This window comes from Rhizobacter sp. P2_H2 (assembly GCF_056403375.1).
Genome location: NZ_JBFUFP010000009.1, coordinates 1 through 22,305, shown reverse-complemented (window position 1 = coordinate 22,305; position 22,305 = coordinate 1). Strand labels below are relative to the sequence as shown.

Below are 22,305 nucleotides of genomic sequence, written 5' to 3'. Positions count from 1 at the left end.
CTGGCGACTCTCACGCAGCGCTCTCCAGAATGCTGGCCGGCGCATGGCCGCGTCGCACAGCAGATTCACAGACCGCCTCGAGAAGCCCTTGTATTTGCTTGCAGTACACGCTTGGATTGTCAAAGGCACGCGCGCAGCTGTAGCGTTGAATGGGTCCGCCCAGTACCTCGCCCGCTCGGCAGACCTTCTTCCAGCAACAGTCAGTGCATTGAAGCGGGAGGCGGCCGACCTGCTTCACAAGGTCTTGTATCTCGCTGGAATCGATGAAGTCATTCAATGTCGAGTCCTGAACGTTGTAGCGCCCTCGGAAGAGGTGCGGTAAGACGTTTCTCAGATCATCGTCAGGCCCGACATGGCCATCGCTGTCCACGGTGATCGCGAGGGATCCGGAAATGATGGCTTCCTCCTCGGCCAACCTGCCCTTCCCGCCGAGGAGACGGCGAACGGACTTGTCCACGAACCTGATGTGGATCGACGGATCGTTGTCCCGCAACCAGTGCTCATAGATTCTGCAAAGGGCATCGCCCACCGTATTGCCGTCCTGCATGCAGGTGCTGTCATGCGTCTCGTCCGCAGCAATGAAGTGGAGGTTCTTGAGTCCAAGCTGATGGACCAGGTGCTGATACAAGACGGCTCCGTCCACATGACGGCTCAGTACCACGATAACGCCCAGCCGGTCGGGCAGGCGGGCCTGGAGTCTCTTGAGCCCCGAGACAACGCGGTCATAGGTGCCGCGGCCATCGTGGTCGACTCTGTGCAGATCGTGCACTTCACGCGGTCCGTCGAGACTGACGCCGACGAATATGCCGTGCTTGACGAGCAGGTCGATCCAGAGATCGTCCAGCAGCATGCCGTTCGTCTGCAGCGAAATTCGCAGATCGACCACTTGATGAAGAGCACGCGTGAGACGACCGCACATGTCATCGAATCGATCTCGCTTCATCAGCAGTGGCTCTCCACCATGCAGATCGATCTGGATGACTTGGAGCTCATGCTTTCTCGCCGCGTCGAGAAGGTAGGCCACGACGTGATCGATGGTCTCGACGGAGATCAGCGGCGGTCGCCTCTCGAAGTCCGTGTTTCTCGAGTCGAAGAAGTAGCAATAGGTACAGGCGATGTTGCAGCGCTCTGCGACCTTCAGAATGACTTCCAGCCGCCTAGGGATCACGGCCGGCTGTACAGGGTTCTCTACGGTGCGGAGTCTCGATCGAATCCCGCTCAGATTCACTCGCTCAATGGTGGCCATTGCTTTGCTGTCCTGTTTCCGACAAGGACCGATCAAGGAGTGCCGCCCTGGATGGGCGGCACGCATGGCAGTCTTAGACCGCCTTGCTCCATTCGCATTTCACGAAGTTTGGAGAGTTGCCTGCGCTGCACTTCACGTCGCCACCGGCGACATGCCGCAAGACGTTGTTGGGCAGAACTTGCAAGGGAGCGGCGACTGGCGCACCTGCAAGCGAAAGGCGATGGAGGAGAGCTTCGAGCGTCAWGGGTCTTCTTCACTTTCATATGAAGCGGGAACGGCCGCTTCACCCGTCGCGACAGGACTGCCGCAAAAGAGCGGACAAACTGCTTGAAGGCTTGACAGGAAGACAGCAATCGCTGAATCGAGCCGCGGGAGACTTGCTCCCGGCCGAAGCGAACTCAATTCCGCGGTAGGGAAGAGTTCCGTGAAAGGGCAGCCCTGGTGGCCGACCGATGCTTGGGCAATGCGACTCTGCTGAGGTGAGTGACTCTGCAGGCGTACCCGGTCACTCGCAACGCTCAATCTCTCCTATTGACAGACAGCGTTGACAATGATCTCTCACCGCTTCCCGCATGCGCCTCACGGCGCATGCGGGACTTGATCACTCACCAGTCATCTCCTGCCGCCCCTCCGGCAACCGGATCACCCCGGTCCGGTAGTCGTACTCGAACACCTCGCCATGCCGCCCCCATTCGATCGCGGTGCGCAGCACGCGCTCGGCCTCGGCGGCGTCGAGGCTGTCGCTCAGCAGGCGCAGGAACGGCTCCTGCGGCAGCTCGCCCGACGCCTCCTGCTCCAGGCTGTGCCGGATGTGCGCAGCGAGCGGCACGCCGGCCAGCAGCTGCTGCCCGAACAGCTGCTGCCGCAGCGTGTGGTCGCCGTCCACGTAGCGGCGCCCGAGCGGCGTCAGGTGCAGGTCGCCATCGGCCAGTTGCGCGAGCCCCAGCAGCGACAGTCCCTGCGTCAACGGCAGCAGCTCGTGGTCGGCCAGCTCGGTCTCCTCGGCGAGCTTCGGCAGGTCGGCATGGCCCGCGAACAGGTCGTCGGCCAGCAGCTCCAGCAGCCCGTCCATGCGGCTCACGTCGGCCTGCGGCAGGCGGTGCGCCAGCGGCAGCGCGGCCGGCTCGCCCGCCGGGCGGCGGCCGGTGCCGGCGGTCATCAGCGCGTAGACCTCGTCGACCAGCTGCCGCACCTCGGCGCTGTCCGGGYCGCGCGGGCGCGGCAGCTGCACCGCCAGCTGGCAGCGCACCCGCCCCGGGTCGCTCGCGAAGATCAGCACGCGGTCGGCCATCAGCACCGCTTCCTGGATGTTGTGCGAGACCACCAGCATCGCCTTGGTCGGCATGCGCCGCGAGGTCCACAGCGCGAGGATCTCGTCGCGCAGCCGCTCGCCGGTCAGCACGTCGAGCGCCGAGAAGGCTTCGTCCATCAGCAGGATCTCGGGCTCCACCACCAGCGCCCGCGCAATGCCCACGCGCTGGCGCATGCCGCCCGACAGCTCGCGCGGCAGCGCACCCTCGAAGCCCGCCAGCCCGATCAGCTGGATCGCCGCCACCGCGCGCGCCGCGCGCTCGGCGGGCGCCATGCCGCGCGCCTCGAGGCCGAGCTCGACGTTCTGCTGCACCGTGAGCCACGGGAACAGCGCGAACGACTGGAACACCATCGCGATGCCGCGCGCCGGCCCGTGCAGCGGCTGGCCGCGGTAGGCCACGTCGCCGGCATCGACCGGGATCAGCCCGGCCAGGATGCGCAGCAGCGTCGACTTGCCCGAGCCCGATTGACCGAGCAGCGAGACGATCTCGCCCTCGGCCAGCCGGAAGTCCACGCCCTCCAGCACCGCGCGCGCGCTGCCGTCGGCCGAGCGGAACGACTTGCCGACGTTCTTGAGTTCGATCAGTGTCTTCATGCTCTGCCCTAAAAATGCATGCGGTCTTCGGCAAGGCGGTACAGCCGCCGCCAGACCAGGTGGTTCATGCCCATCACGAACACGCACATCACGCCGATGCCCAGCGCGATGCGCGGGAAATCGCCGATCGCCGTCATGTGCGCGATGTAGCTGCCCAGCCCCTTCGCCTGCAGCGTGGTGTCGCCCCAGGTCACGTACTCGGCGACGATGCTCGCGTTCCACGAGCCGCCGCTCGCGGTGATGGCCCCGGTGACGAAGCTCGGGAACACCGCCGGCAGCAGGTAGCGGCGCCAGCGCAGCCAGCCCGACAGGCCCAGGTTCTGCGCCGCATAGCGCAGCTCGGTCGGGATGCTGCTCGCGCCGGCGATCACGTTGAACAGCAGGTACCACTGCGTGCCCAGCACCATCAGCGGCGACAGCCAGATGTCGGGGTTGAGCTTCCAGCGCACGATGAACAGCACCGCCACCGGAAACATCAGGTTGGCCGGGAACGCCGCCAGGAACTGCGCCACCCCCTGCAGCCGCCCCGACCAGCGCGGGTTCATGCCGATCCAGATGCCCACCGGCACCCACACCAGCGCGGCCAGCGCCGTCAGCACCAGCACGCGCAGCAGCGTGATCGAGCCCAGCACCAGCACATGCCCGGCCTCGGCCCAGCCGACCTCGGTGTGGATGAAGCGCAGCAGGTGCCACAGCGCGATCAGCACCGCCGCGGCCAGCAGCGCATCCCAGGCGCGCTGCAGCGTCGCACCGGCCGGCCGCGCGCGCGCCCGGATCGAAGTGCCGTCGTGGCGGCGGCGGAACAGCGTCAGCGAGCGCGCGAACAGCGCCCCGATGCGCAGCGCGAACGGCTGCAGCCGCTCGGTGCGGCGCAGCCAGGTCAGCAGCCACGACGACGGCGCACTCTCGCTGCTGCCCTCCTCGAAGCGGAACTTGTCGGCCCATGCGAGCAGCGGCCGGAAGAACAGCTGGTCGTACAGCACGATGCCCACCAGCATCGCGCCGATCGCCCAGCCGATCGCGTGCAGGTCGCGCAGCTCGATGGCCTGGGCGATGTACGAGCCGATGCCGGGCAGCTTGATGCTCTGCTGCGACACCGCGATGGCCTCCGACGCGACCACGAAGAACCAGCCGCCGGACATCGACATCATCATGTTCCACAGCAGCCCGGGCATCGCGAACGGCAGCTCGAGCCGCCAGAAGCGCTGCCAGCCCGACAGCTGGAACACGCGCGCCGCCTCCTGCAGCTCCGGCGGCACGGTGCGCAGCGACTGGTAGAGGCTGAAGGCCATGTTCCAGGCCTGCGACGTGAAGATCGCGAAGATCGCGGCGCACTCGACGCCGAACAGGTTGCCCGGGAACAGCGCGATGAAGCCGGTGACGGTGATCGACAGGAAGCCGAGGATCGGGATCGACTGCAGGATGTCGAGCAGCGGCACCAGCACCCGCTCGGCGGCGCGGTACTTGGCCGCCAGCGCCGCGAACACGCAGGCGAACACCAGCGACGCGCCGAGCGCGAGGAACATGCGCAGCGTGGTGCGCAGCAGGTAGTACGGCAGCGCGGTCGGGTCGAGCGTGAGCGGCAGCGCCTCGCCCAGCTGGTACGGCCGCGCCATCTGCGCGCCGCCCCAGGCCAGCAGCACCAGCACCGCGAGCACCAGCGGCAGCAGGGCCCAGTCCCAGCGGTTGCCCCCGGACTCGACCACCTGGCGGGGAAAGAATCGTTTGTCGGTCATGCTGTCGCCCATGCGCTTTCTCGTCGCGAACGCCGGGCGCTCGATCGAGATCCGACAGGCGGCATTTTCGCCGCACGGCGAGTCGCTCGAGAGGCGGCTGCATGACGCGGTGTGTCGGCACCGACACACCGGATCCCCCTGCCTCCGGGGGGCGGCCGCAGGCCGGCGGCGCCTCGTTCCTACAATCCCGCGATGTTCCGCGCACCGTCCCGCCTGCTCGACCTGCTGTGGAGTACCACCGAGCGGCGGCGCGGCCACGCCAAGCTGACGCTGCTGGCGCTGTGCGTCTATGCGCTGTTCGCGGTGGTGGTCGCCGTCGAGGTGCGGCTCGGCATGATGGAGGCGGGGCCGGCGTTCTGGTTCTGCGTCGTCAGCCTGGGCGGCATCCTCGTCTTCTACGCGCTGGTGCGCAGCGGCCTCAGCGAGCGGCTGTCGCACGACCCGTCGCTGACGATGTCGCAATCGGTGTTCGGCATCTCGGTCACCGCCTGGGGCTATGCGATCAACCCGCAGCTGCGCGGCGCGGTGATGGCGATCATGCTGCTGAACCTGGTGTGGGGCATGTTCGTGATGTCGCCGCGCGAGGCGCGGCTGCTGGGCGCGCAGGCGCTGGCGATGCTGGGCGGCGTGATGCTGTGGAAGGCGCGCACCGACCCGGCGCGCTTCCCGCCGCACATCGAGGCGATCCAGTTCGGCTTCTGCCTGATCCTGATGACGGCGATGTCGGCGCTGGCGGTCAGCATGGGCCGGCTGCGCGCGAAGCTGCGGCAGCGCCAGGCGGAGCTGCAGCAGGCGCTCGCGAAGATCCACCACCTGGCCACGCGCGACGACCTGACCGGCCTCGTGAACCGCCGCCACCTGACCGAGCTGCTCGATGCCGAGCGCGTGCGGCAGAAGCACCACGGCCTGCCGCTGAGCCTGGTGCTGATGGACCTCGACCACTTCAAGCCGATCAACGACAACCACGGCCACGCGGCCGGCGACCGGGTGCTGAAGATCTTCGCCGACGCCGCGCAGGCCGCGCTGCGCGACACCGACGTGCTCGGGCGCTGGGGCGGCGAGGAGTTCCTGCTGATGCTGCCGGCGACGCCGCAGGCACAGGCGCTGCAATGCGTCGATCGGTTGCGCGCCGGGCTCGCGGCGGCCCCTTTCGACGCCGTGGCGCCGGGGCTGCGGCTGACCTTCTCGGCCGGGTTGAGCACCTGCGCCGACGGCGAGGCGCTGCAGGCCGCGATCGAGCGGGCCGACAAGGCGATGTACCAGGCGAAGCTGAGCGGGCGCGACAGCACGGTGGTCGGCTGATTTCTGCTGAACTCTACTGACACAGGTTGTCAGCATGCCCGGCGCAGCATCACCCTCCCCAGAGACGAGGAGATGCCCCGATGACCGTGATGACGCTGGAGCGCCCGGCCCGTGCCGCGGCTGCTGACACGATTCCGTCCCCTTGTGCCATCGTCGAGCTGCGGCGCTATGCGCTGCACCCCGGCCGGCGCGAGACGTTGATCGAGCTGTTCGACCGCGAGTTCGTGCACACACAGGAAGACTGCGGCATGCGCGTGCTCGGCCAGTTCCGCGACCTCGACGCACCCGACGACTTCGTCTGGCTGCGCGGTTTCGCGAACATGGCCGAGCGGCGCGAGGCGCTGGCCGCGTTCTACGGCGGCCCGGTGTGGCAGCGGCACCGCAACGCCGCCAACGCGACGATGCAGGATTCGTCGAACGTGCTGCTGCTGCGCAACGTGCAGACCGCCGCGACCCATGCGGCACGGCCCGGCATGCTGCTCGCCGTGGTGTGCCGGCTCGATGCGCCGGCCACGCCGCAGCTGGTGCAGCGCTTCGAGCACGAGGTGCGGCCCTGCCTGGTGGCCGCCGGCATGGACGTGCAGGCGGTGCTGAAGACCGAGCACGCCGCCAACGACTTCCCGGCGCTGCCGGTGCGCACCGACACCGAGGCCTTCGTGTGGATCTGCCGCTTCGACAGCGTGGTCCACCAGCTCGACTGCGCCGACCGGCTGTTCACCTCGGCGATCTGGCGCGATGCGGTGTGGCCGCGCTGGTTGTCGCAGCTGCGCGCAGCACCGGAGATGTTCCGCCTGCAGCCCACCGCCGGCTCGGCCTGGCGCTGAGCGCCTTTCACCGGAGAACACGATGAGCTACACGCTGGACCGCACCGGGCAACCGGACGACTTCGATTTCCTGCACGGCCGCTGGCAGGTGCTCAACCGGCGCCTCGCGACGCGCGTGCCGGGCAGCGACGACTGGCAGGAGTTTCCTTCGGTGCTCGCGTGCGAGCCGCGCCTCGGCGGCATCGCCAACGTCGAACAGATCGACTTCACGACCCAGGACTGGTCGGGCATGACCTTGCGGTTGTTCGATACCGCGAAGCGGCAATGGTCGATCTACTGGGCGCACAACCGCAGCGGCATCCTGTTTCCGCCGGTGCGCGGCGGCTTCGATGGCGACCGCGGCGAGTTCTACGGCGAGGATGAAGACAACGGCCGCAAGGTGTACGCACGCTTCGTCTGGCAGCGCCAGGGGCCGGATGCAGCGCGCTGGGAGCAGGCCTTCTCGCCCGATGGGGAGGAGTGGCTGACGAACTGGACGATGCAGATGACGCGGGTGCCCGCCTGAGTCTTCAGGTGTCTCGCTCGAAGTGATCGCGCAGGCCTTCGGCATCGATCACCACCGTCCGGTCTGCCAGCGCGCAGAGGTACTTGTTGTGCGCCATTGCTTGGCCGTCATCGAAGCCGGCCTGCGGCGCGCAGGGTGACACCAGGGTCAGGCGGCCCTGCTGCAAGCCGCCGCGGTTCAGCCGCCCGAGGCTGGCTTTGAGCAGGTCGCCGGGCAGCACGCCGACGGCCTGGCCACCGGCCTCCAGCGCGCTCTGCATCGCGGCCATCTCGACACCATGCGCACCGCTCGAGAGGACGACCATCCCTTCGTCGGCACACGTGGCCGCGGTCTGGCGCGCGAACTCGAGCGCCGCCTCGCCGGCATCGCGCGAGCCGACGATCGCGAGGCCGCCCAGGTCGAGCAGCTCCGGGCGGCCCGCACCGTACAGCAAGGGCGGCGCGGCATGCTTCAACCGGCGCTTCAGGGCCCCCGGGTACGCGGCATCGGCTCGCGAGATCACCCACAGGCCGGCACGGCTCCATCGCTCCAGGGCCAGGGCCATCGCGGTTCCGCGGGCCAGCAGGAACTCGATGCGGGGGCGCTCGAGTTCGATCTCCTGCACGCCGTCCAACTGCGCGTGCGCCGCGGCGGACAGYAGGTCGGCAGGCCGCATCCCGCGCTGGTTCAGCCAGGGGGCGAACACCGCCCAGTCCCGCATCGACAGCGGCTGGAACGCTTCCTGCCGCTCGCCGCCGAACCGCCCGCACAGCAGCAGAACCGCCTCGCCATCCGCACTCAATCCCTGAACACTCATGGGGTCGCTACTTCGCCGAGGTGAGGGCCAGCGCGAACGGGTAGACCGCCGCCGTGCCCGTCTGTCGCAGCAACGCCGCAGCGAGCGTCAGGGTCCACGCGGAATCGACGAGATCGTCGACCAACAGCACGGCACCATCCGTGCCCGGCTGCGGCTCGACGGCATACGCGCCGTCGAGGTTGTGGCATTGGTGAAATCGGTTCTCCATGTCTCTCTGGGGCTGCGTCTCGCGTGTCTTCGACATGATCGGCCGGAACGGTACACCCAGCGCATCGGCAAGCCGCCTGGCGAAGTCCGGCACGAGCTCGGGGTAGCGCATCGACGGGATGCAGGTCACCCAGCTGATCCGTGCCGCTGCGGGCCACCGGTGGCGGATCATGTCCGCCGACGCCTCGACCAGCTCGTCGTCGAAGCGGCCCTGCGCCTTTCCCCGCGCCACCAGCTGGCCCCAGACCGGCTCGCCCCAGCGGGACAGCACCCGGCCTTCTTCGCCGCGCAGCGCCGCGGGGATGGTCTGCTTGCTCCAGCCGTGGTCGGCCCGGTACTGCGGCAGCGCCTCGACGTCCCACTGCTTCTTGAGCTCCAGCGGCATCTCGCTGCGCTTGACGAAGCGCAACGCCTCGATCAGCGTGGCTCGCTCGACCTCCATCGGCAGCACGGGCCGGCCGAGGCACACGGCACAACGCCCGCACGCCGACGCCCCGGCGTCGTCGAGCGCCTCGGCGAGGAACAGCATCAGGCAGCGCTCGTTGGCAAGGTAGTGCTTCATCTGCGCCCACTCGTCCTCGCGCTGCCGCGTGAGGTGCGCGATGCGCGCCTTGTCGAGTTGGAACGGCTGCGCGGTCCGGTACCACGCGCCATCGATGCGCAGCACCGGCGAGTCCGGCTCGACCACCAACAGCTTGAGCACCTTCTCGATCTGCGACTGCCGCAGGTTGACGGCCCGCTCCAGCGCGCGAACGCTCAAGCCCCCGTCGGCAGCCTCCAGCGCACCGAGGATCCGGTCCACCTGCCACTCCGGCGGGAACGCGGCCTCGCGGAAGTACTCGTTGATGTCCTCTTCCTCATCCCCCGACAGCAGCACGCCGCAGGCCGCGGGGATCGCCCGGCCGGCCCGGCCCACCTGCTGGTAGTAGGCCACCACGTTGCCGGGGGTCTGGTAGTGGATGACGAAGTGCAGGTCCGGCTTGTCGTAGCCCATGCCGAGCGCCGTGGTCGCGACGAGGCATTTGATGTCGTTGGCCAGCAGCGCCTGCTCCATCGCCTGCCGCTCGTCGTCGTGCTTGCCCGCGTGGTACGCGCGTGCATCGATCCCGCGCCCTTGCAGCCACTCGGCGACACGGTCGGCATCGCGCGTGGTCAGCGTGTAGACGATGCCGCTGCCGGGCAGCTGCGGAATGCGATCGGCCAGCCACGCCAGCCGGTCTGCCGCCCCCGCCAGCCGCATGTTCTGCAGCGCCAGGCTCTCGCGCAGCAGCGGCCCGCGCTGCACCACCACGCCGGTGCCGAGCTGGGCCGCCACATCCTGCGCCACGCGCCGGTTGGCCGTGGCCGTGGTGGCGAGCACCGCGATGTGGGCCGGCAGGCGGGCCAGCACCTGCCCGACGCGCCGGTAGTCGGGCCTGAAATCGTGGCCCCAGTCCGAGATGCAGTGCGCCTCGTCGATCACCAGCAGCCCGATGCGCGCCGCAATCGGCTGCAAGGTGCCGGCCACGAACTCGTCGTTGGCCAGGCGTTCCGGGGAGATCAGCAGCAGGTCGACCTGGCCGGCGAGCAGTTCAGTGCGCACGGCCTCCCAATCGTCGCGGTTGGTCGAGTTGACGGTGAGCGCCTTCAAGCCGAGCCGGTGCGCCGCCTCGATCTGGTTGCGCATCAGCGAGAGCAGCGGCGAGATGATCAGCGTGACGCCGGCGCCCTGCGCCCGCATCAACGTCGCCCCGACGAAATACACCATGCTCTTGCCCCAGCCGGTGCGCTGGACGCAGAGCACCTTGCCGCGCCGGTTCACGATGTGGTCGATGGCCTCCCACTGCCCGTCGCGGAAGTTCGACGCCGGCTGGCCCATCGCCACCCGGAGACAGCGCAGTGCCTCGGCTTCGACGACCATCTGTGCGGCTCCCGTGAGGTGCCCGGCCAGTCCGGGCTGCGGGCCAGTGTAGCGACGGGGAACACCGTGTCAGTTCACGACCAGGACTTCTGCAGCAGACGGCGCGCGACATCGGCCGCACCGGCGTCGCCCGTCATGTGCGCGCGCACGATCGCGCCCTCGACGATCAGCAGCGCATCTTCCGCCGCCCGCTCCGGCTGCGGGTGGCCGCAGCGGCGCGCCAGCGCGAGCAGGCAATCCTGCAGCTCGTCCTTGTGGCTTTGCACCACGCTGATCGCCTCGCCCTGCGCCGAGCCTTCGGCCAGCGTGTTGATGAAGGCGCAGCCGCGGAAATCCGGCTCCTCGAACCATTCGCGCAGCACCTCGGCCGCACGCTCCATCGCCGGGCCGGCGGCTGCGCAGCGCGCCTCCAGCCTGCCCGCGAACCAGTTCATCCAGCGCTCGTGCCGCAAGCGCAGGAAGGCCAGCACCAGGTCGTCCTTCGACGGGAAGTGCCGGTAGAACGAGGCCTTCGCCACCTGCGATTCGGCGATCAGCCGGTCGATGCCGACCGCGCGGATGCCGTCGGCGTAGAAGAGGCGCATCGCGGTCTCGAGGATGCGCTGGCGGGGTTCGAGCGGGGCCGTGGCGTTCGTCATGGCCCGCAGTTTGACAGACAGATCTGTCTGCCTCAAGATGCGGCACATAGACAGACCTGTCTACACCCCGAAACAGGAGCCCCCATGGAAACACCCCGCCCGCCGCTGCCCCCGTTCACCGAGGAATCCGCCCGCCAGAAGGTCCGCCTGGCCGAAGACGCCTGGAACAGCCGCGACGCCGACCGCGTCGCCGCCGTCTACACCGAGGACACGCGCTGGCGCAACCGCGCCGAGTTCCCGGTCGGCCGCGAGCAGGTGCGCGCCTTCCTGCAGCGCAAGTGGGCGCGCGAGCTCGACTACCGGCTGATCAAGGAGCTGTGGGCCTTCGGCGGGCCGCGCATCGGCGTGCGCTTCGCCTACGAGTTCCGCGACGATTCCGGCCAGTGGTTCCGCAGCTACGGCAACGAGAACTGGGAGTTCAACGCGCAGGGCCTGATGGAGCGCCGCTACGCGAGCATCAACGACCTGCCGATCCAGCCGGAACAGCGCCTGTTCCACTGGCCGCTCGGCCGCCGCCCGGACGAGCACGCCGGGCTCAGCGAACTGGGGCTGTGACGGCAGCGGCCGCCGGCGCCGCCTTCGGCTTGCGGAACACGATCACGTTGCCGGCCATCACCAGCACCAGCCCGAGCAGCGCCGGCGCCGTCCACTGATAGCCCTCGACCCAGGCCGACACGTTCAGCGCGACCACCGGGAACAGCACGGTGCTGTAGGCCGCGCGTTCCGGCCCGAGGCGGCCCACCAGCGTGAGGTAGGCGGTGAAGCCGATCACCGAGCCGGGGATCGCGAGGTACAGCAGCGCGCCGACGTAGGTGGGCGACGGATCGAAGGCCCAGCCGACGCCGGCGACGCCGCAGCCGAGCGCCAGCACCGTGGAGCCGATCAGCATGCCCCACGCGTTGGTGACAACCGGCGCATGGCCCAGCGCCTGCAGGCGCGTCGACAGCATGTTGCCGGCCGAGAAGCACAGCGTGCCGGCCAGCCCGAGCGCGAGGCCGGTCAGCGTGCCGGGCGACGCATCGTGGCGCGTCAGCTCCGGCCAGAACAGTGCTGCCAGGCCCAGCATGCCGAGCGCGCTGCCGGCCAGCACGCGCGGCGCGAGCGGCCGGCCGAGGAAGACCCGCGCGTTGAACGCATTCCACACCGTCGCGGTGGAGAACAGCACCGCGACCAGCCCGCTCGGGATGAAGCGGCTCGCGTGCAGGAAGCAGATGAAGTTCAGGCAGAACAGGCACACGCCCTGCGCCGCGATCAGCTTCATCGCGCGGGCATCGGGCCGTTTCAGCCGCCCGGTGATGGCCAGCCACGCGAACAGCACGGCCGCCGCCAGCGCGAAGCGGTAGGCGATGGACCACGGGATCGGCACCACGCCGAGCTGCAGCTTCAGCGCGATCCAGGTGGTGCCCCAGATCAGCACGGTGAGCACGTAGAGGAAGAGGTTCATCGCGCCAGTGTCGGCCGCATGGCGTGACCCTGGTTGCACAAAACTGCGGTTTGTCGCGGGCGCCTCGCGCGCGCACGCGAGGCGGCGGCTACAGTGGCGAGGCCATGGCCACCGCCACACCGCCCGACCTGTCCCGCCACGAGGTGTTCGACGTGCTGACGCACTCGCGCGCCCGGCTGCAGCGCAGCGCCGTGCTGGGCGACGGGCTGGCCGCCGCGGTGTGGCGCAACGCGGCCGATGCGACGCGCTACAGCCGGCCCTCTCACCACACGCTGTCGCTGTACCTGAGCGGCGGCCACGGCACCTGGCGGCACGAGGCGCCCGATCTGCGCGGCGAGCCGGGCCGGCTGTGCGTGATGCCGGCCGGCCACGAATCGCGCTGGGTGGTGGGCCGCGAGGAGCAGAGCTTCGTGCACCTGTACTTCGACGAGGCGCAGCTGGCGCCGCTGGCGGTGCGGCTGCTCGACCGCGAACCGCGCGAGGTGCAGGTGCCCGACCTGACCTTCGTGGCCGACGCCGGCGTGGCCGCTCCGCTTCATGCGCTGGCCCTGCTCGACTGGCACGACCCGCAGGCGCGGCTGCAGGCGAATGCGCTGGGACACGAGGCGTTGGCCGCGCTGCTGCTCGCACACGCCACGCGCGGCCACCGCGCGCCGCCGCGCGGCGGGCTGTCGGCCCACGTGCGCCGGCGGCTGGTCGACTGGACCGAGGCGCGGCTCGACCAGCCGCTGACGATCGGCGAGATGGCCGCCGTCGCCGCGCTCTCCGAGCATCACTTCGCGCGCATGTTCCGCACCTCGTTCGGCATCGCGCCGCACGCCTGGGTGCTGTGGTTGCGCATCGAGCGGGCCAAGCAGCTGCTGCGGCATTCGGAGGCGCCACTCGACGAGGTGGCGCGGCAATGCGGGCTGGCGAGCGCGAGCCACCTGGTGAACCGGTTCCGGGCGCGAATGGGCGTCACGCCGGGACAGTTCCGGCAACTGTCCTAGAATCCGCTCGCTTGTCGGGGTGCCGAGGATGCGAATCCAAGGCTGAGAGGGCTTCAGTGCCTAACCCGTTGAACCTGATCGGGGTCATCCCCGCGTAGGAAACAGCACTCGGCCACCGGTCGCATCTGCTCACCGCAGGGCACGGTCTCCCAGGCAGGCACACCACCTCTGGAGACCGCATGGCCAAGCAAGCATCCTCCGTCGACACCGACGAGCTCTCCCGCCGCATCACCCGCGCGCCGTTCGCCGGCTCGCGCAAGGTCTACCTCGACGGCAGCCGCCCCGACCTGCGCGTGCCGTTCCGCGAGATCGCGCTCTCCGACACGCTGGTGCAGCAGCCGCACGGCGAGCCGCTGCGCGAGCCGAACCCTCCGCTGCGCGTCTACGACCCCTCGGGCCCCTACACCGACCCGCAGGCCGCGATCGACATCACGCACGGCCTGCCGCCACTGCGCCGTGCGTGGATCGCCGACCGCGCCGATTCCGAAGCCCTGCCGCACATCAGCAGCGCCTACGGCCGCACCCGGCTCGACGACCCGGCGCTGGCCGCGCTGCGCATGGCCAACCCGCCGCTCCCGCGCCGCGCGAAGCCCGGCGCCAACGTCTCGCAGATGCACTACGCGCGCCGCGGCATCGTGACGCCCGAGATGGAGTTCATCGCACTGCGCGAGAACCTGGTGAAGGCCCAGCTGCGCGAGCGCCTCGCGACCGAGCGCCTGCCGCAGCGCGGCCACCCGTTCGGCGCGGCGCTCGTGCACGACATCACGCCCGAGTTCGTGCGCAGCGAGGTGGCGCGCGGCCGCGCGGTGATCCCCTGCAACATCAACCACCCCGAGAGCGAGCCGATGGTGATCGGCCGCAACTTCCTGGTGAAGGTCAACGCCAACATCGGCAACTCGGCAGTGACCTCGGGCATCGAGGAGGAAGTCGACAAGCTGGTGTGGGCGATCCGCTGGGGCGCCGACACGGTGATGGACCTGTCGACCGGCGAGAACATCCACGAGACGCGCGAGTGGATCCTGCGCAACTCGCCGGTGCCGATCGGCACGGTGCCGATCTACCAGGCGCTGGAGAAGGTGAACGGCCGCGCCGAGGAACTCACCTGGGAGCTGTTCCGCGACACGCTGATCGAGCAGGCCGAACAGGGCGTCGACTACTTCACCATCCACGCCGGCGTGCGGCTCGCGCACGTGCCGCTCACCGCGAACCGCCTGACCGGCATCGTCTCGCGCGGCGGCTCGATCATGGCCAAGTGGTGCCTGTCGCACCACCGCGAGAGCTTCCTGTACGAACGCTTCGGCGAGATCTGCGAGATCATGAAGGCGTACGACGTCTGCTTCTCGCTCGGCGACGGCCTGCGCCCCGGCTCGATCGCCGATGCGAACGACGAGGCGCAGTTCGCCGAGCTGCACACGCTGGGCGAGCTGACGCAGGTGGCCTGGCAGCACGACGTGCAGGTGATGATCGAAGGCCCCGGCCATGTGCCGCTGCAGCTGGTGCAGGAGAACGTCGACAAGCAGCTGGCGGCGTGCGCCGAGGCGCCGTTCTACACGCTCGGCCCGCTGATCACCGACATCTCGCCCGGCTACGACCACATCGCGTCGGCGATGGGTGCGGCCAACATCGGCTGGTACGGCACCGCGATGCTGTGCTACGTGACGCCGAAGGAGCACCTGGGCCTGCCGAACCGCGACGACGTGAAGCAGGGCCTGATCGCCTACAAGATCGCCGCGCACGCGGCCGACCTGGCGAAGGGCTTCCCCGGCGCGCAGATGTGGGACAACGCGGTGTCGAAGGCGCGCTTCGAGTTCCGCTGGGAGGACCAGTTCCGCCTCGCGATCGACCCCGACACCGCGATGGCCTACCACGACGAGACGCTGCCGAAGGAGAACGCGAAGGTCGCGCACTTCTGCTCGATGTGCGGCCCGAAGTTCTGCTCGATGAAGATCAGCCAGGAGGTGCGGGCCTTCGCGCAGCGCGACGCGGCGGCGAAGCCGGTGATCGAGATCCGCCAGGCGCTGGACGGCAAGGCCGAGGAGTTCCGCGCGCACGGCGGCGAACTTTATCTCTGACATGCGCGTGGACAACGGCAGCGACAGCGATGTGCTGATCGCCGGCGCGGGGCTGGCCGGCCGGCTGTGCGCGTGGCGTTTTGCGCGCGCCGGGCGGCAGGTGCGGCTGTTCGACGCGGCGCGGCGCGACGATGCGCGCTCGGCCAGCGCGGTGGCCGCGGCGATGCTGTCGCCGCTGGCCGAGCTGGCCGTGGCCGATGCGCAGGTGCATGCGCTCGCGCAGCAGGCGATGGCGCTGTGGCCCGACTGGCTGCTCGCGCTGCAGGCCGACAGCGGACGGCCGGTGTACTTCCGCCGCGCCGGCACGCTGGTGCTCGCGCATGCGGCCGATGGCGGCAGCCTCGATCACTTCGAGCGGGTGCTGCGGCACAAGCTGGCGCCGGCGGAGCAGCACGCGATCCAGGCGCTCGATGCGGCCGGCGTCGCCGAGCATGAGCCTGCGCTCGCCGGCCGCTTCAACCGCGGCCTGTTGCTGGCCGGCGAAGGGCAGCTCGCCAACGACGAACTGCTGCTCGCGCTGGCGCGTGCGCTGGACCGCTTCCGCGTGCACTGGCACGAGGACGAGCCGGTGCAGCAGCTGCACGCCGGCGGGCTGCGCACCGCGCAGGGCGAGTTCCGCGCGCCGCTGGTGATCGACGCACGCGGCCTCGGCGCGCGCGCCGACTGGCCGGGGCTGCGCGGCGTGCGCGGCGAGATCCTCAGCGTCGAGTGCGAGGGCATCGCGCTGCAGYGGCCGGTGCGGCTGATGCACCCGCGCTACCAGCTCTACGTGGCACCGCGGCCGAAGCAGCGCTTCGTCGTCGGCGCGACCGAGCTCGAATCGGAAGACGCCGGCCCGCCCAGCCTGCGCTCGGTGCTGGAGCTGGGCAGCGCGCTGTACAGCCTGCACCCGGCGTTCGCCGAGGCGCGGGTGCTGCGCATCGATGCGGCGCTGCGCCCGGCGCTCGACGACCACCGGCCGCAACTGCGCCGGCACGACGGCGTCTGGCAGCTCAATGGGCTGTACCGCCACGGCTACCTGTGCGCACCCGCGCTGGTGGACCAACTGCTTCAGGAGACGATGCCATGAGTGACCTGACGACCGAGGTGTCGATGAACGGCCGCGCGCTGCAGACGCCGGCCGTCACCCTCGCGGAACTGCTGCAGCAGCAGGGCTACGACGCGCAGGCCGCGATGGCGTGCGCGATCAACCGGCAGTTCGTGCCGCGTGCGCAGTGGCCGCTGCAGAGGCTGCAGCCCGGCGACCGCATCGACGTGATCGCACCCGTGACCGGAGGCTGACATGACTTCATGGACCCTCGCTGGTACCCCGCTGGCGAGCCGCCTGCTGCTCGGCACCGCGCACTACCCGTCGCCGCAGGTGCTGGCCGATGCGGTGCAGGCGAGCGGCACGCAGGTGCTGACCGTCGGCCTGCGCCGCTTGCAGCCGGAGCACGGCGGCGGCAACGCGTTCTGGCAACGCGTGCGCGCGCTCGGCTGCCACGTGCTGCCGAACACCGCCGGCTGCCACGACGCGCAGGAGGCGATCACGCTCGCGCAGATGGCGCGCGAGCTGTTCGACACGCCGTGGATCAAGCTCGAGGTGATCGGCGACGACTACACGCTGCAACCCGACCCGTTCGGCACGCTCGAGGCCGCGCGCGTGCTGGTGCGCGAGGGCTTCCAGGTGCTCGCCTACACCACCGACGACCTGGTGCTCGCGCAGCGCCTGCACGAGGCCGGCTGCGCCGCGGTGATGCCGTGGGCCGCGCCGATCGGCACCGGGCGGGGGCCGCAGAACCCGTATGCGCTGCAGACGCTGCGCGCGCGGCTGCCCGATGCGGTGCTGATCGTCGATGCCGGGCTCGGCCGGCCGTCGCACGCGGCGCAGGTGATGGAGATGGGCTTCGATGCGGTGCTGCTGAACACCGCGGTCGCGCAGGCCGGCGACCCGGTGCGCATGGCGCGCGCGTTCGCGCAGGCGGTCGACGCGGGGCGGCTGGCGTTCGAGGCCACGCCGATGGGCGAACGGCAGACGGCGCAGGCCTCGACACCGACGCTCGGCATGCCGTTCTGGCACCAGGCTTGAAGGACACGACGATGCGACCCTTGTTGACGATCGCCGGGCACGACCCGGTGCATGGCGCCGGCATCACCGCCGACCTCGCGACCTGGCAGGCGATGGGCCTCGCCGGCAGCAGTGTCGTGACGGCCTTGACGGTGCAGGACAGCCGCGGCCTGGGCGCGCTGCAACCGGTCCCGGCCAAGTGGGTGCGCGACGCGTTGCAGGCGCTGCTGCGCGATGGCGAGCCGGCGGCCATCAAGCTCGGCATGCTGGGTTCGCTGGAGGTGCTGCGCGAGGTGCATGAGTTCGTGGCAGCGCGCCGCTGCCCGGTCGTGCTCGATCCGGTGCTCGGCGCGTCGAACGGACACAGCAGCCACGATGCGGACGAACGCGCGTGGCTCGACGCGGTGCGTGCGCTCGCGCGCGAGGCCGACGTGATCACGCCGAACCTGCCGGAAGCGCAGCGGCTCGGCGTGCTCGACGGTCCGGCGGCCGTGGTGCTGAAAGGCGGGCATGCGGAGGGCGACCGCAGCATCGACGAGGTGATGGCCGGCGCGCGACGCGCATCGCTGTCGTCACCGCGCCTGGCCGGCTCGGCGCACGGCAGCGGCTGCGTGTTCTCGGCCGCGCTGGCCGGCGCGCTCGCGCAGGGCTGGGGCGTGTTCGATGCCGCCTGTGTCGCGAAGCTGCGCGTGACGGCCGGCCTCGCGCAGGCGCTCGAGGTCGGCCCGGGCAGACCGAACACGAACGCGGCGGCACTGGCCGACAGCACGCACCTGCCCGACTTCCGCTGGGCTGATGACGGGGCCATGCCGGCAGCCGCCTTCGCGCCGTTGAGCGGGCCGCTCGGCTTCTACGCGGTGCTGCCCGATGCCGACTGGATCGAGCGCGCGCTCGCGATGGGCGTGCGCACGCTGCAGTTGCGCCTGAAGGCAGGCAGCCTGCCGCAGGCCGAGCTGACGGCGCAGCTGCGCGCGGCGGTGAGAGCGGCGCGCGAGGTGCCGGGCGCGCAGCTCTTCATCAACGACCACTGGCGCGAGGCGCTCGACCTCGGCGCCTACGGCCTGCACCTCGGCCAGGAGGACATCGGCACGGCCGATCTCGGCGCGATCCAGGCTGCAGGTCTGCGCGTGGGCGTCAGCTCGCACACGCCGCTGGAGATGTGCCGCGCGCAGGCGCTGCGGCCGTCGTACATCGCGATCGGGCCGGTCTACCCGACGACGCTGAAGGCGATGGCCTATGAGCCGGTCGGGCCGGAGCGGCTGGCGCAATGGGTGTCGTGGCTGAAGCCGGCCTGGCCGGTGGTCGCGATCGGCGGCATCAGCCTGGAACGCGCGCCGCAGGTGGCGGCGACCGGCGTCGATTCGATCGCGGTGGTGAGTGCGTTGACGCAGGCCGAGGATCCACGCGCCGCAGCCGCGGCATTCCGTCAGTGGCTGGCAGCCTGAGCCGGCGCGGCCGCTGCCTCGGCGACGAAGCCGATGCGGTTCAGCCCGGCCTTCTGCACGACGCCGATCAGCTCGGCGACACGGCCATACGGCACCGTGCGGTCGGCGCGCAGCTGCACCTCGGTCGCAGGGTTCTTCTGCGCCGCCTGCGCGACCTGATCGGCGAAGGCAGCGGCCTCGACCGGCTTGTCGCCGACGAACAACTGGCCCTGCGCATCGATCGCCACCGCGATGAAATCCGGCGTCTCGCTCGGCGTCGCGGCCTCGGCGCGCGGCAGGTCGAGCTTGAGGCTGCTGCTCATCAGCGGCGCGGTGATCATGAAGATCACCAGCAGCACCAGCATCACGTCGATCAGCGGCGTCATGTTGATGTCGCTCATCGGCGTCGGCCCGGCGGTGCGTTCGAGGCGACCGAAGGCCATGGCCGGTCCTCCGCTCAGGCCTGCGCGGCAGCGACGGCCACGGCGGCGTCGCGGCTGTGGTCGATCATCATCTCGCGCAGGTCGTGCGCGAAGCCCTCGAGCTCGGCCTCGCAGGCGCCGACGCGCTTGCCGAACACGTTGTAGGCCAGCACCGCGGGGATCGCGACCGCCAGGCCCGCGGCCGTCATCACCAGCGCCTCGCCGACCGGGCCCGACACCTTCTCGATCGTGATCGAGCCCCCCGCCGAGATGCTCAACAGCGCGTGGTAGATGCCCCAGACCGTGCCGAACAGCCCGATGAACGGCGCGGTACTGCCGATCGACGCGAGCAGCACCTGGCCGAACTGCAGCTGCGCGAGCACCGCGTGCAGTGCGTCGCGCAGGCGGCGCGTGAGCTGCGATTCGAGCCGGCCGAGGCCTTCGAGCGTGCCGGCCGGCGGCACGGCCATCGCAGCGTCGAGCAGCGGGCGCAGCACGGCTTCGCGGTCGAACGCGGTGAGCTGCTCGCGGCCGCCGTCGAGCGTGGGCGCGGCCCAGAAGGCCGGCACGGCGCGGGCGATGTCGAGCCGCGCACGGCGCAGCAGCCAGCCCTTCCAGAAGATCAGCACCCAGGCACTGACCGACATCAGCAGCAACAGCGCGGCGACGCTGCGCGTGATCAGGTCGCCCTGCTGCCAGAAGTGTTCGATGCTCGTCATGCGCTGCTCAGAGGCCCAGCACGTCGTTCATCGAGAACAGCCCGCTCGATCGCGACGCGAGGAAGCGGGCCGCACGCAAGCTGCCTTGCGCGTAGGTGACGCGGCTCGAGCTCTTGTGCGTGATCTCGATGCGCTCGCCGGTGCCGGCGAACAGCACGGTGTGGTCGCCGACGATGTCGCCGCCGCGCACCGTCGCGAAGCCGATCGTCGATGGATCGCGCTCGCCGGTGACGCCTTCGCGGCCGTAGACCGCGCAGTCCTTCAGGTCGCGGCCCAGCGCCTTGGCCACCACCTCGCCCATCGCCAGCGCGGTGCCGCTCGGTGCGTCGACCTTGTGGCGGTGGTGGGCCTCGATGACCTCGATGTCGTAGCCTTCGTTCAGCGCGCGGGCGGCGAGTTCGAGCAGCTTGAACGCGACGTTGACGCCGACGCTCATGTTCGGCGACATCATGATCGCGAGGTGCTTCGCATGGTCGGCGATCGCGGCCTTCTGTTCATCGCTGAAGCCGGTGGTGCCGATCACCGCCTTGACGCCCAGCTCGCGGCACACCACCAGGTGGGCGAGCGTGCCTTCGGGGCGCGTGAAGTCGATCAGCACCTGGGCGTTCGCGAGGCCGGCGCGCAGGTCGTCGGTGATCGTGACGCCGCTCGTGCGGCCGAGCCAGGCGGTGGCGTCGTGGCCGAGCGCCGGGCTGCCGGAGCGATCGAGCGCGCCGGCGAGCACGACGTCGTCGGTCGCCGTGACAGCCTCGACCAGCATGCGGCCCATGCGGCCGCTCGCGCCGGCGATGGCGATGCGCAACGGACTGGCGCTCATGAGCGCTCGAGCGGCGGGTAGCTGCGGATCGGGCCCTCGGGCGCCGATGCGGCGGGCTCGGGCGGCTTCGGCGGGACCGGCAGCGCCTTCAGCTGCTCTTCGGTCAACGCCAGCGGCGGTGCGTTGCGCGAGGTCTTGAAGGTGTCGATCGATTGCACGAAGTCGCGTTCGCTCGGCAGTTCGGGCGCGTTGATGCTGGCCATCTTGTCGCCGTCGAACAGCACGACGACGCTGCGCTGCTGCGGCTCGGCGCCCTGGCGCTTGATCGTGAAGACGTAGTCCCAGCGGTTCGCGTGGAAGGTGTCGGTCAGCAGCGGCGAGCCGAGCACGTCGCGCACCTGGGCGCGGGTCAGGCCCGGCTTCACCAGCGCCACCTGCTCCTTGGTCAGCACGTTGCCCTGCACGACCTCGACGCGGTAGGGGGTGATGACGCCCAGGAAGTTGTCGGAGGATTGCAGCGAGCTGCAGCCGGTGAGCGAGCCTGCAGACAGCGCGGCGCCAGCGGCGGCCAGCGCCAGGAACGGGAAAGAACGCATGGTGATGTGCGTGCGCGCCGGGAAGCGGGCATCAACCTCGATATGATTCGGCGATTCTAGCGGGTGGCTCCGGCCGCCCTGCCCTTGCAGCGCCACCGAGATTTGCCATGTCCAACGCCGACGAACTCAAGAGCAGCGGCCTGAAGGCCACGCTGCCGCGCATCAAGATCCTCGACGTGTTCCAGAACACCACGCAGCGGCACATGACCGCGGAGGATGTCTACAAGGCCCTGCTGGTCGAAGGGGCCGACATCGGGCTGGCGACGGTGTACCGCGTGCTGATGCAGTTCGAGCAGGCCGGCATCCTGTCGCGCAACCATTTCGAGTCGGGCAAGGCGGTGTTCGAGCTCAACGAGGGCAAGCACCACGACCACTTGGTGTGCCTGGACTGCGGCAAGGTCGAGGAGTTCTACGACGCCGAGATCGAGAAGCGGCAGAAGAACATCGCGCACGCGCGGGGCTTCGAGCTGCAGGACCATGCGCTGGCGTTGTATGCGGTGTGCACCAAGAAGAACTGCGAGTACAAAAAGTAGAGCCCTGCCCGGGCGGGGGCCGGGACTCGCCCCGGCGGGCGAGTCACTTTCATTTGAGGCCCAAATGAAAGTAACCAAAGCAAAGGGCCTCAATACAACACCATACGGTTCGTTCAGTCTCGCTGCGGACAACACTGACGCTTCGGCTTGTGCCCCGCTTTCATTGGGATTGTTGGCCGTTCTTCTCCACCCGACTCGCTGCGCATCGCCTGGATGACGCCGCGCCGTCGCTGGTGCATGAC

At 69.9% G+C, this 22,305-nt stretch carries 22 protein-coding genes and 1 riboswitch; of the genes, 11 read left to right on the top strand and 11 right to left on the bottom strand.

Annotation, left to right across the window (positions count from 1 at the left end; translation table 11 throughout):
• Positions 1–10 precede the first annotated feature (10 nt).
• The 3 genes from AC1D15_RS01960 to AC1D15_RS01950 all read right to left on the bottom strand — a co-directional run bounded on the left by AC1D15_RS01960 (position 11) and on the right by AC1D15_RS01950 (position 4,888).
• Positions 11–1,246 (bottom strand): radical SAM protein, encoded by a 1,236-nt coding sequence (locus tag AC1D15_RS01960; RefSeq protein ID WP_477824720.1) that lies wholly within the window; start codon positions 1,244–1,246, stop codon positions 11–13.
• A 601-nt stretch (positions 1,247–1,847) separates the two neighbouring features.
• On the bottom strand, positions 1,848–3,152 hold the full coding sequence (locus AC1D15_RS01955) for an ABC transporter ATP-binding protein (RefSeq protein WP_477824719.1): 1,305 nt from the start codon (positions 3,150–3,152) through the stop codon (positions 1,848–1,850).
• A gap of 8 nt (positions 3,153–3,160) precedes the next feature.
• Entirely contained in the window at positions 3,161–4,888 is a 1,728-nt protein-coding gene (locus AC1D15_RS01950) for an ABC transporter permease (RefSeq protein WP_047510820.1), read from the bottom strand.
• 192 nt (positions 4,889–5,080) lie between these two features.
• Here AC1D15_RS01950 and AC1D15_RS01945 point away from each other — a divergent pair, with 192 nt between their 5' ends.
• From AC1D15_RS01945 to AC1D15_RS01935, 3 genes are all read left to right on the top strand, one after another.
• Entirely contained in the window at positions 5,081–6,190 is a 1,110-nt protein-coding gene (locus tag AC1D15_RS01945; protein WP_477824718.1) for a GGDEF domain-containing protein, read from the top strand.
• An 80-nt stretch (positions 6,191–6,270) separates the two neighbouring features.
• Entirely contained in the window at positions 6,271–7,014 is a 744-nt protein-coding gene (locus AC1D15_RS01940; RefSeq protein WP_465111600.1) for an NIPSNAP family protein, read from the top strand.
• A 22-nt stretch (positions 7,015–7,036) separates the two neighbouring features.
• Complete coding sequence (locus AC1D15_RS01935) at positions 7,037–7,519, top strand: hypothetical protein (protein ID WP_477824717.1); 483 nt, start codon at positions 7,037–7,039, stop codon at positions 7,517–7,519.
• Between the two features lie 4 nt (positions 7,520–7,523).
• Here the strand turns inward: AC1D15_RS01935 and AC1D15_RS01930 are convergent, their stop codons facing one another.
• The 3 genes from AC1D15_RS01930 to AC1D15_RS01920 form a co-directional block, all read right to left on the bottom strand.
• A complete protein-coding gene (locus AC1D15_RS01930) occupies positions 7,524–8,315 on the bottom strand; it encodes a DNA-processing protein DprA (RefSeq protein WP_477824716.1) in 792 nt (263 codons plus the stop codon).
• A gap of 7 nt (positions 8,316–8,322) precedes the next feature.
• On the bottom strand, positions 8,323–10,422 hold the full coding sequence (locus AC1D15_RS01925) for a RecQ family ATP-dependent DNA helicase (RefSeq protein WP_477824715.1): 2,100 nt from the start codon (positions 10,420–10,422) through the stop codon (positions 8,323–8,325).
• Positions 10,423–10,496: 74 nt separating this feature from the next.
• A complete protein-coding gene (locus AC1D15_RS01920; RefSeq protein ID WP_477824714.1) occupies positions 10,497–11,060 on the bottom strand; it encodes a TetR/AcrR family transcriptional regulator in 564 nt (187 codons plus the stop codon).
• An 84-nt stretch (positions 11,061–11,144) separates the two neighbouring features.
• Between AC1D15_RS01920 and AC1D15_RS01915 the strand changes: the two genes are divergently transcribed.
• Positions 11,145–11,615, top strand: coding sequence for a nuclear transport factor 2 family protein (locus tag AC1D15_RS01915; RefSeq protein ID WP_477824713.1), 471 nt, complete (start codon positions 11,145–11,147; stop codon positions 11,613–11,615).
• On the opposite strand, the gene AC1D15_RS01910 is transcribed toward AC1D15_RS01915, so the two are convergent.
• The gene (locus AC1D15_RS01910; protein WP_477824712.1) at positions 11,596–12,504 is read right to left on the bottom strand and encodes a DMT family transporter; all 909 of its coding nucleotides are present in this window, start codon (positions 12,502–12,504) and stop codon (positions 11,596–11,598) included. The genes AC1D15_RS01915 and AC1D15_RS01910 overlap by 20 nt on opposite strands.
• Before the next feature lie 104 nt (positions 12,505–12,608).
• On the opposite strand from AC1D15_RS01910, the gene AC1D15_RS01905 reads away from it, so the two are divergent.
• The 6 genes from AC1D15_RS01905 (at position 12,609) to thiE (ending at position 19,057) form a co-directional block, all read left to right on the top strand.
• Positions 12,609–13,493, top strand: coding sequence for a helix-turn-helix domain-containing protein (locus tag AC1D15_RS01905; protein WP_465111594.1), 885 nt, complete (start codon positions 12,609–12,611; stop codon positions 13,491–13,493).
• A gap of 5 nt (positions 13,494–13,498) precedes the next feature.
• Positions 13,499–13,611: riboswitch (TPP riboswitch) on the top strand.
• Between the two features lie 61 nt (positions 13,612–13,672).
• Positions 13,673–15,565, top strand: coding sequence for a phosphomethylpyrimidine synthase ThiC (gene thiC / locus AC1D15_RS01900; RefSeq protein ID WP_477824711.1), 1,893 nt, complete (start codon positions 13,673–13,675; stop codon positions 15,563–15,565).
• Between the two features lie 7 nt (positions 15,566–15,572).
• Positions 15,573–16,634 (top strand): FAD-dependent oxidoreductase, encoded by a 1,062-nt coding sequence (locus AC1D15_RS01895; protein ID WP_477824710.1) that lies wholly within the window; start codon positions 15,573–15,575, stop codon positions 16,632–16,634.
• Positions 16,631–16,846: a sulfur carrier protein ThiS gene (gene thiS, locus AC1D15_RS01890; RefSeq protein WP_477824709.1), complete on the top strand. Its 216-nt coding sequence runs from the start codon at positions 16,631–16,633 to the stop codon at positions 16,844–16,846. Before AC1D15_RS01895 ends, thiS begins: the two co-directional genes overlap by 4 nt.
• Position 16,847: 1 nt before the next feature.
• On the top strand, positions 16,848–17,633 hold the full coding sequence (locus AC1D15_RS01885; RefSeq protein ID WP_477824708.1) for a thiazole synthase: 786 nt from the start codon (positions 16,848–16,850) through the stop codon (positions 17,631–17,633).
• A gap of 11 nt (positions 17,634–17,644) precedes the next feature.
• Positions 17,645–19,057: a thiamine phosphate synthase gene (gene thiE, locus AC1D15_RS01880; RefSeq protein ID WP_477824707.1), complete on the top strand. Its 1,413-nt coding sequence runs from the start codon at positions 17,645–17,647 to the stop codon at positions 19,055–19,057.
• Here thiE and AC1D15_RS01875 read toward each other — a convergent pair.
• The 4 genes from AC1D15_RS01875 to AC1D15_RS01860 are packed head-to-tail and all read right to left on the bottom strand — an operon-like array spanning position 19,039 to position 21,530.
• A complete protein-coding gene (locus AC1D15_RS01875; protein WP_465111590.1) occupies positions 19,039–19,479 on the bottom strand; it encodes an ExbD/TolR family protein in 441 nt (146 codons plus the stop codon). The genes thiE and AC1D15_RS01875 overlap by 19 nt on opposite strands.
• 14 nt (positions 19,480–19,493) lie before the next feature.
• Positions 19,494–20,177, bottom strand: coding sequence for a MotA/TolQ/ExbB proton channel family protein (locus AC1D15_RS01870; protein WP_477824706.1), 684 nt, complete (start codon positions 20,175–20,177; stop codon positions 19,494–19,496).
• A gap of 7 nt (positions 20,178–20,184) precedes the next feature.
• On the bottom strand, positions 20,185–20,994 hold the full coding sequence (gene dapB / locus AC1D15_RS01865; RefSeq protein ID WP_477824705.1) for a 4-hydroxy-tetrahydrodipicolinate reductase: 810 nt from the start codon (positions 20,992–20,994) through the stop codon (positions 20,185–20,187).
• Entirely contained in the window at positions 20,991–21,530 is a 540-nt protein-coding gene (locus AC1D15_RS01860) for an outer membrane protein assembly factor BamE (protein ID WP_052212979.1), read from the bottom strand. Before AC1D15_RS01860 ends, dapB begins: the two co-directional genes overlap by 4 nt.
• A 107-nt stretch (positions 21,531–21,637) precedes the next feature.
• On the opposite strand from AC1D15_RS01860, the gene fur reads away from it, so the two are divergent.
• Positions 21,638–22,063 carry a ferric iron uptake transcriptional regulator gene (gene fur, locus AC1D15_RS01855; protein ID WP_047510768.1) on the top strand — a complete coding sequence of 142 codons (426 nt, stop codon included), beginning with the start codon at positions 21,638–21,640 and terminating at the stop codon, positions 22,061–22,063.
• Positions 22,064–22,305: the final 242 nt, after the last annotated feature.

Excerpts from the sequence above, each read along its gene's own strand:
- AC1D15_RS01960 (WP_477824720.1), bottom strand. The coding sequence starts at position 1,246 with ATGGCCACCATTGAGCGAGTGAATCTGAGCGGGATTCGATCGAGACTC.
- AC1D15_RS01950 (WP_047510820.1), bottom strand. The coding sequence starts at position 4,888 with ATGACCGACAAACGATTCTTTCCCCGCCAGGTGGTCGAGTCCGGGGGC.
- AC1D15_RS01945 (WP_477824718.1), top strand. The coding sequence starts at position 5,081 with ATGTTCCGCGCACCGTCCCGCCTGCTCGACCTGCTGTGGAGTACCACC.
- AC1D15_RS01940 (WP_465111600.1), top strand. The coding sequence starts at position 6,271 with ATGACCGTGATGACGCTGGAGCGCCCGGCCCGTGCCGCGGCTGCTGAC.
- AC1D15_RS01935 (WP_477824717.1), top strand. The coding sequence starts at position 7,037 with ATGAGCTACACGCTGGACCGCACCGGGCAACCGGACGACTTCGATTTC.
- AC1D15_RS01925 (WP_477824715.1), bottom strand. The coding sequence starts at position 10,422 with ATGGTCGTCGAAGCCGAGGCACTGCGCTGTCTCCGGGTGGCGATGGGC.
- AC1D15_RS01920 (WP_477824714.1), bottom strand. The coding sequence starts at position 11,060 with ATGACGAACGCCACGGCCCCGCTCGAACCCCGCCAGCGCATCCTCGAG.
- AC1D15_RS01915 (WP_477824713.1), top strand. The coding sequence starts at position 11,145 with ATGGAAACACCCCGCCCGCCGCTGCCCCCGTTCACCGAGGAATCCGCC.
- AC1D15_RS01910 (WP_477824712.1), bottom strand. The coding sequence starts at position 12,504 with ATGAACCTCTTCCTCTACGTGCTCACCGTGCTGATCTGGGGCACCACC.
- AC1D15_RS01905 (WP_465111594.1), top strand. The coding sequence starts at position 12,609 with ATGGCCACCGCCACACCGCCCGACCTGTCCCGCCACGAGGTGTTCGAC.
- thiC (WP_477824711.1), top strand. The coding sequence starts at position 13,673 with ATGGCCAAGCAAGCATCCTCCGTCGACACCGACGAGCTCTCCCGCCGC.
- thiS (WP_477824709.1), top strand. The coding sequence starts at position 16,631 with ATGAGTGACCTGACGACCGAGGTGTCGATGAACGGCCGCGCGCTGCAG.
- AC1D15_RS01885 (WP_477824708.1), top strand. The coding sequence starts at position 16,848 with ATGACTTCATGGACCCTCGCTGGTACCCCGCTGGCGAGCCGCCTGCTG.
- thiE (WP_477824707.1), top strand. The coding sequence starts at position 17,645 with ATGCGACCCTTGTTGACGATCGCCGGGCACGACCCGGTGCATGGCGCC.
- AC1D15_RS01875 (WP_465111590.1), bottom strand. The coding sequence starts at position 19,479 with ATGGCCTTCGGTCGCCTCGAACGCACCGCCGGGCCGACGCCGATGAGC.
- AC1D15_RS01870 (WP_477824706.1), bottom strand. The coding sequence starts at position 20,177 with ATGACGAGCATCGAACACTTCTGGCAGCAGGGCGACCTGATCACGCGC.
- dapB (WP_477824705.1), bottom strand. The coding sequence starts at position 20,994 with ATGAGCGCCAGTCCGTTGCGCATCGCCATCGCCGGCGCGAGCGGCCGC.
- AC1D15_RS01860 (WP_052212979.1), bottom strand. The coding sequence starts at position 21,530 with ATGCGTTCTTTCCCGTTCCTGGCGCTGGCCGCCGCTGGCGCCGCGCTG.
- fur (WP_047510768.1), top strand. The coding sequence starts at position 21,638 with ATGTCCAACGCCGACGAACTCAAGAGCAGCGGCCTGAAGGCCACGCTG.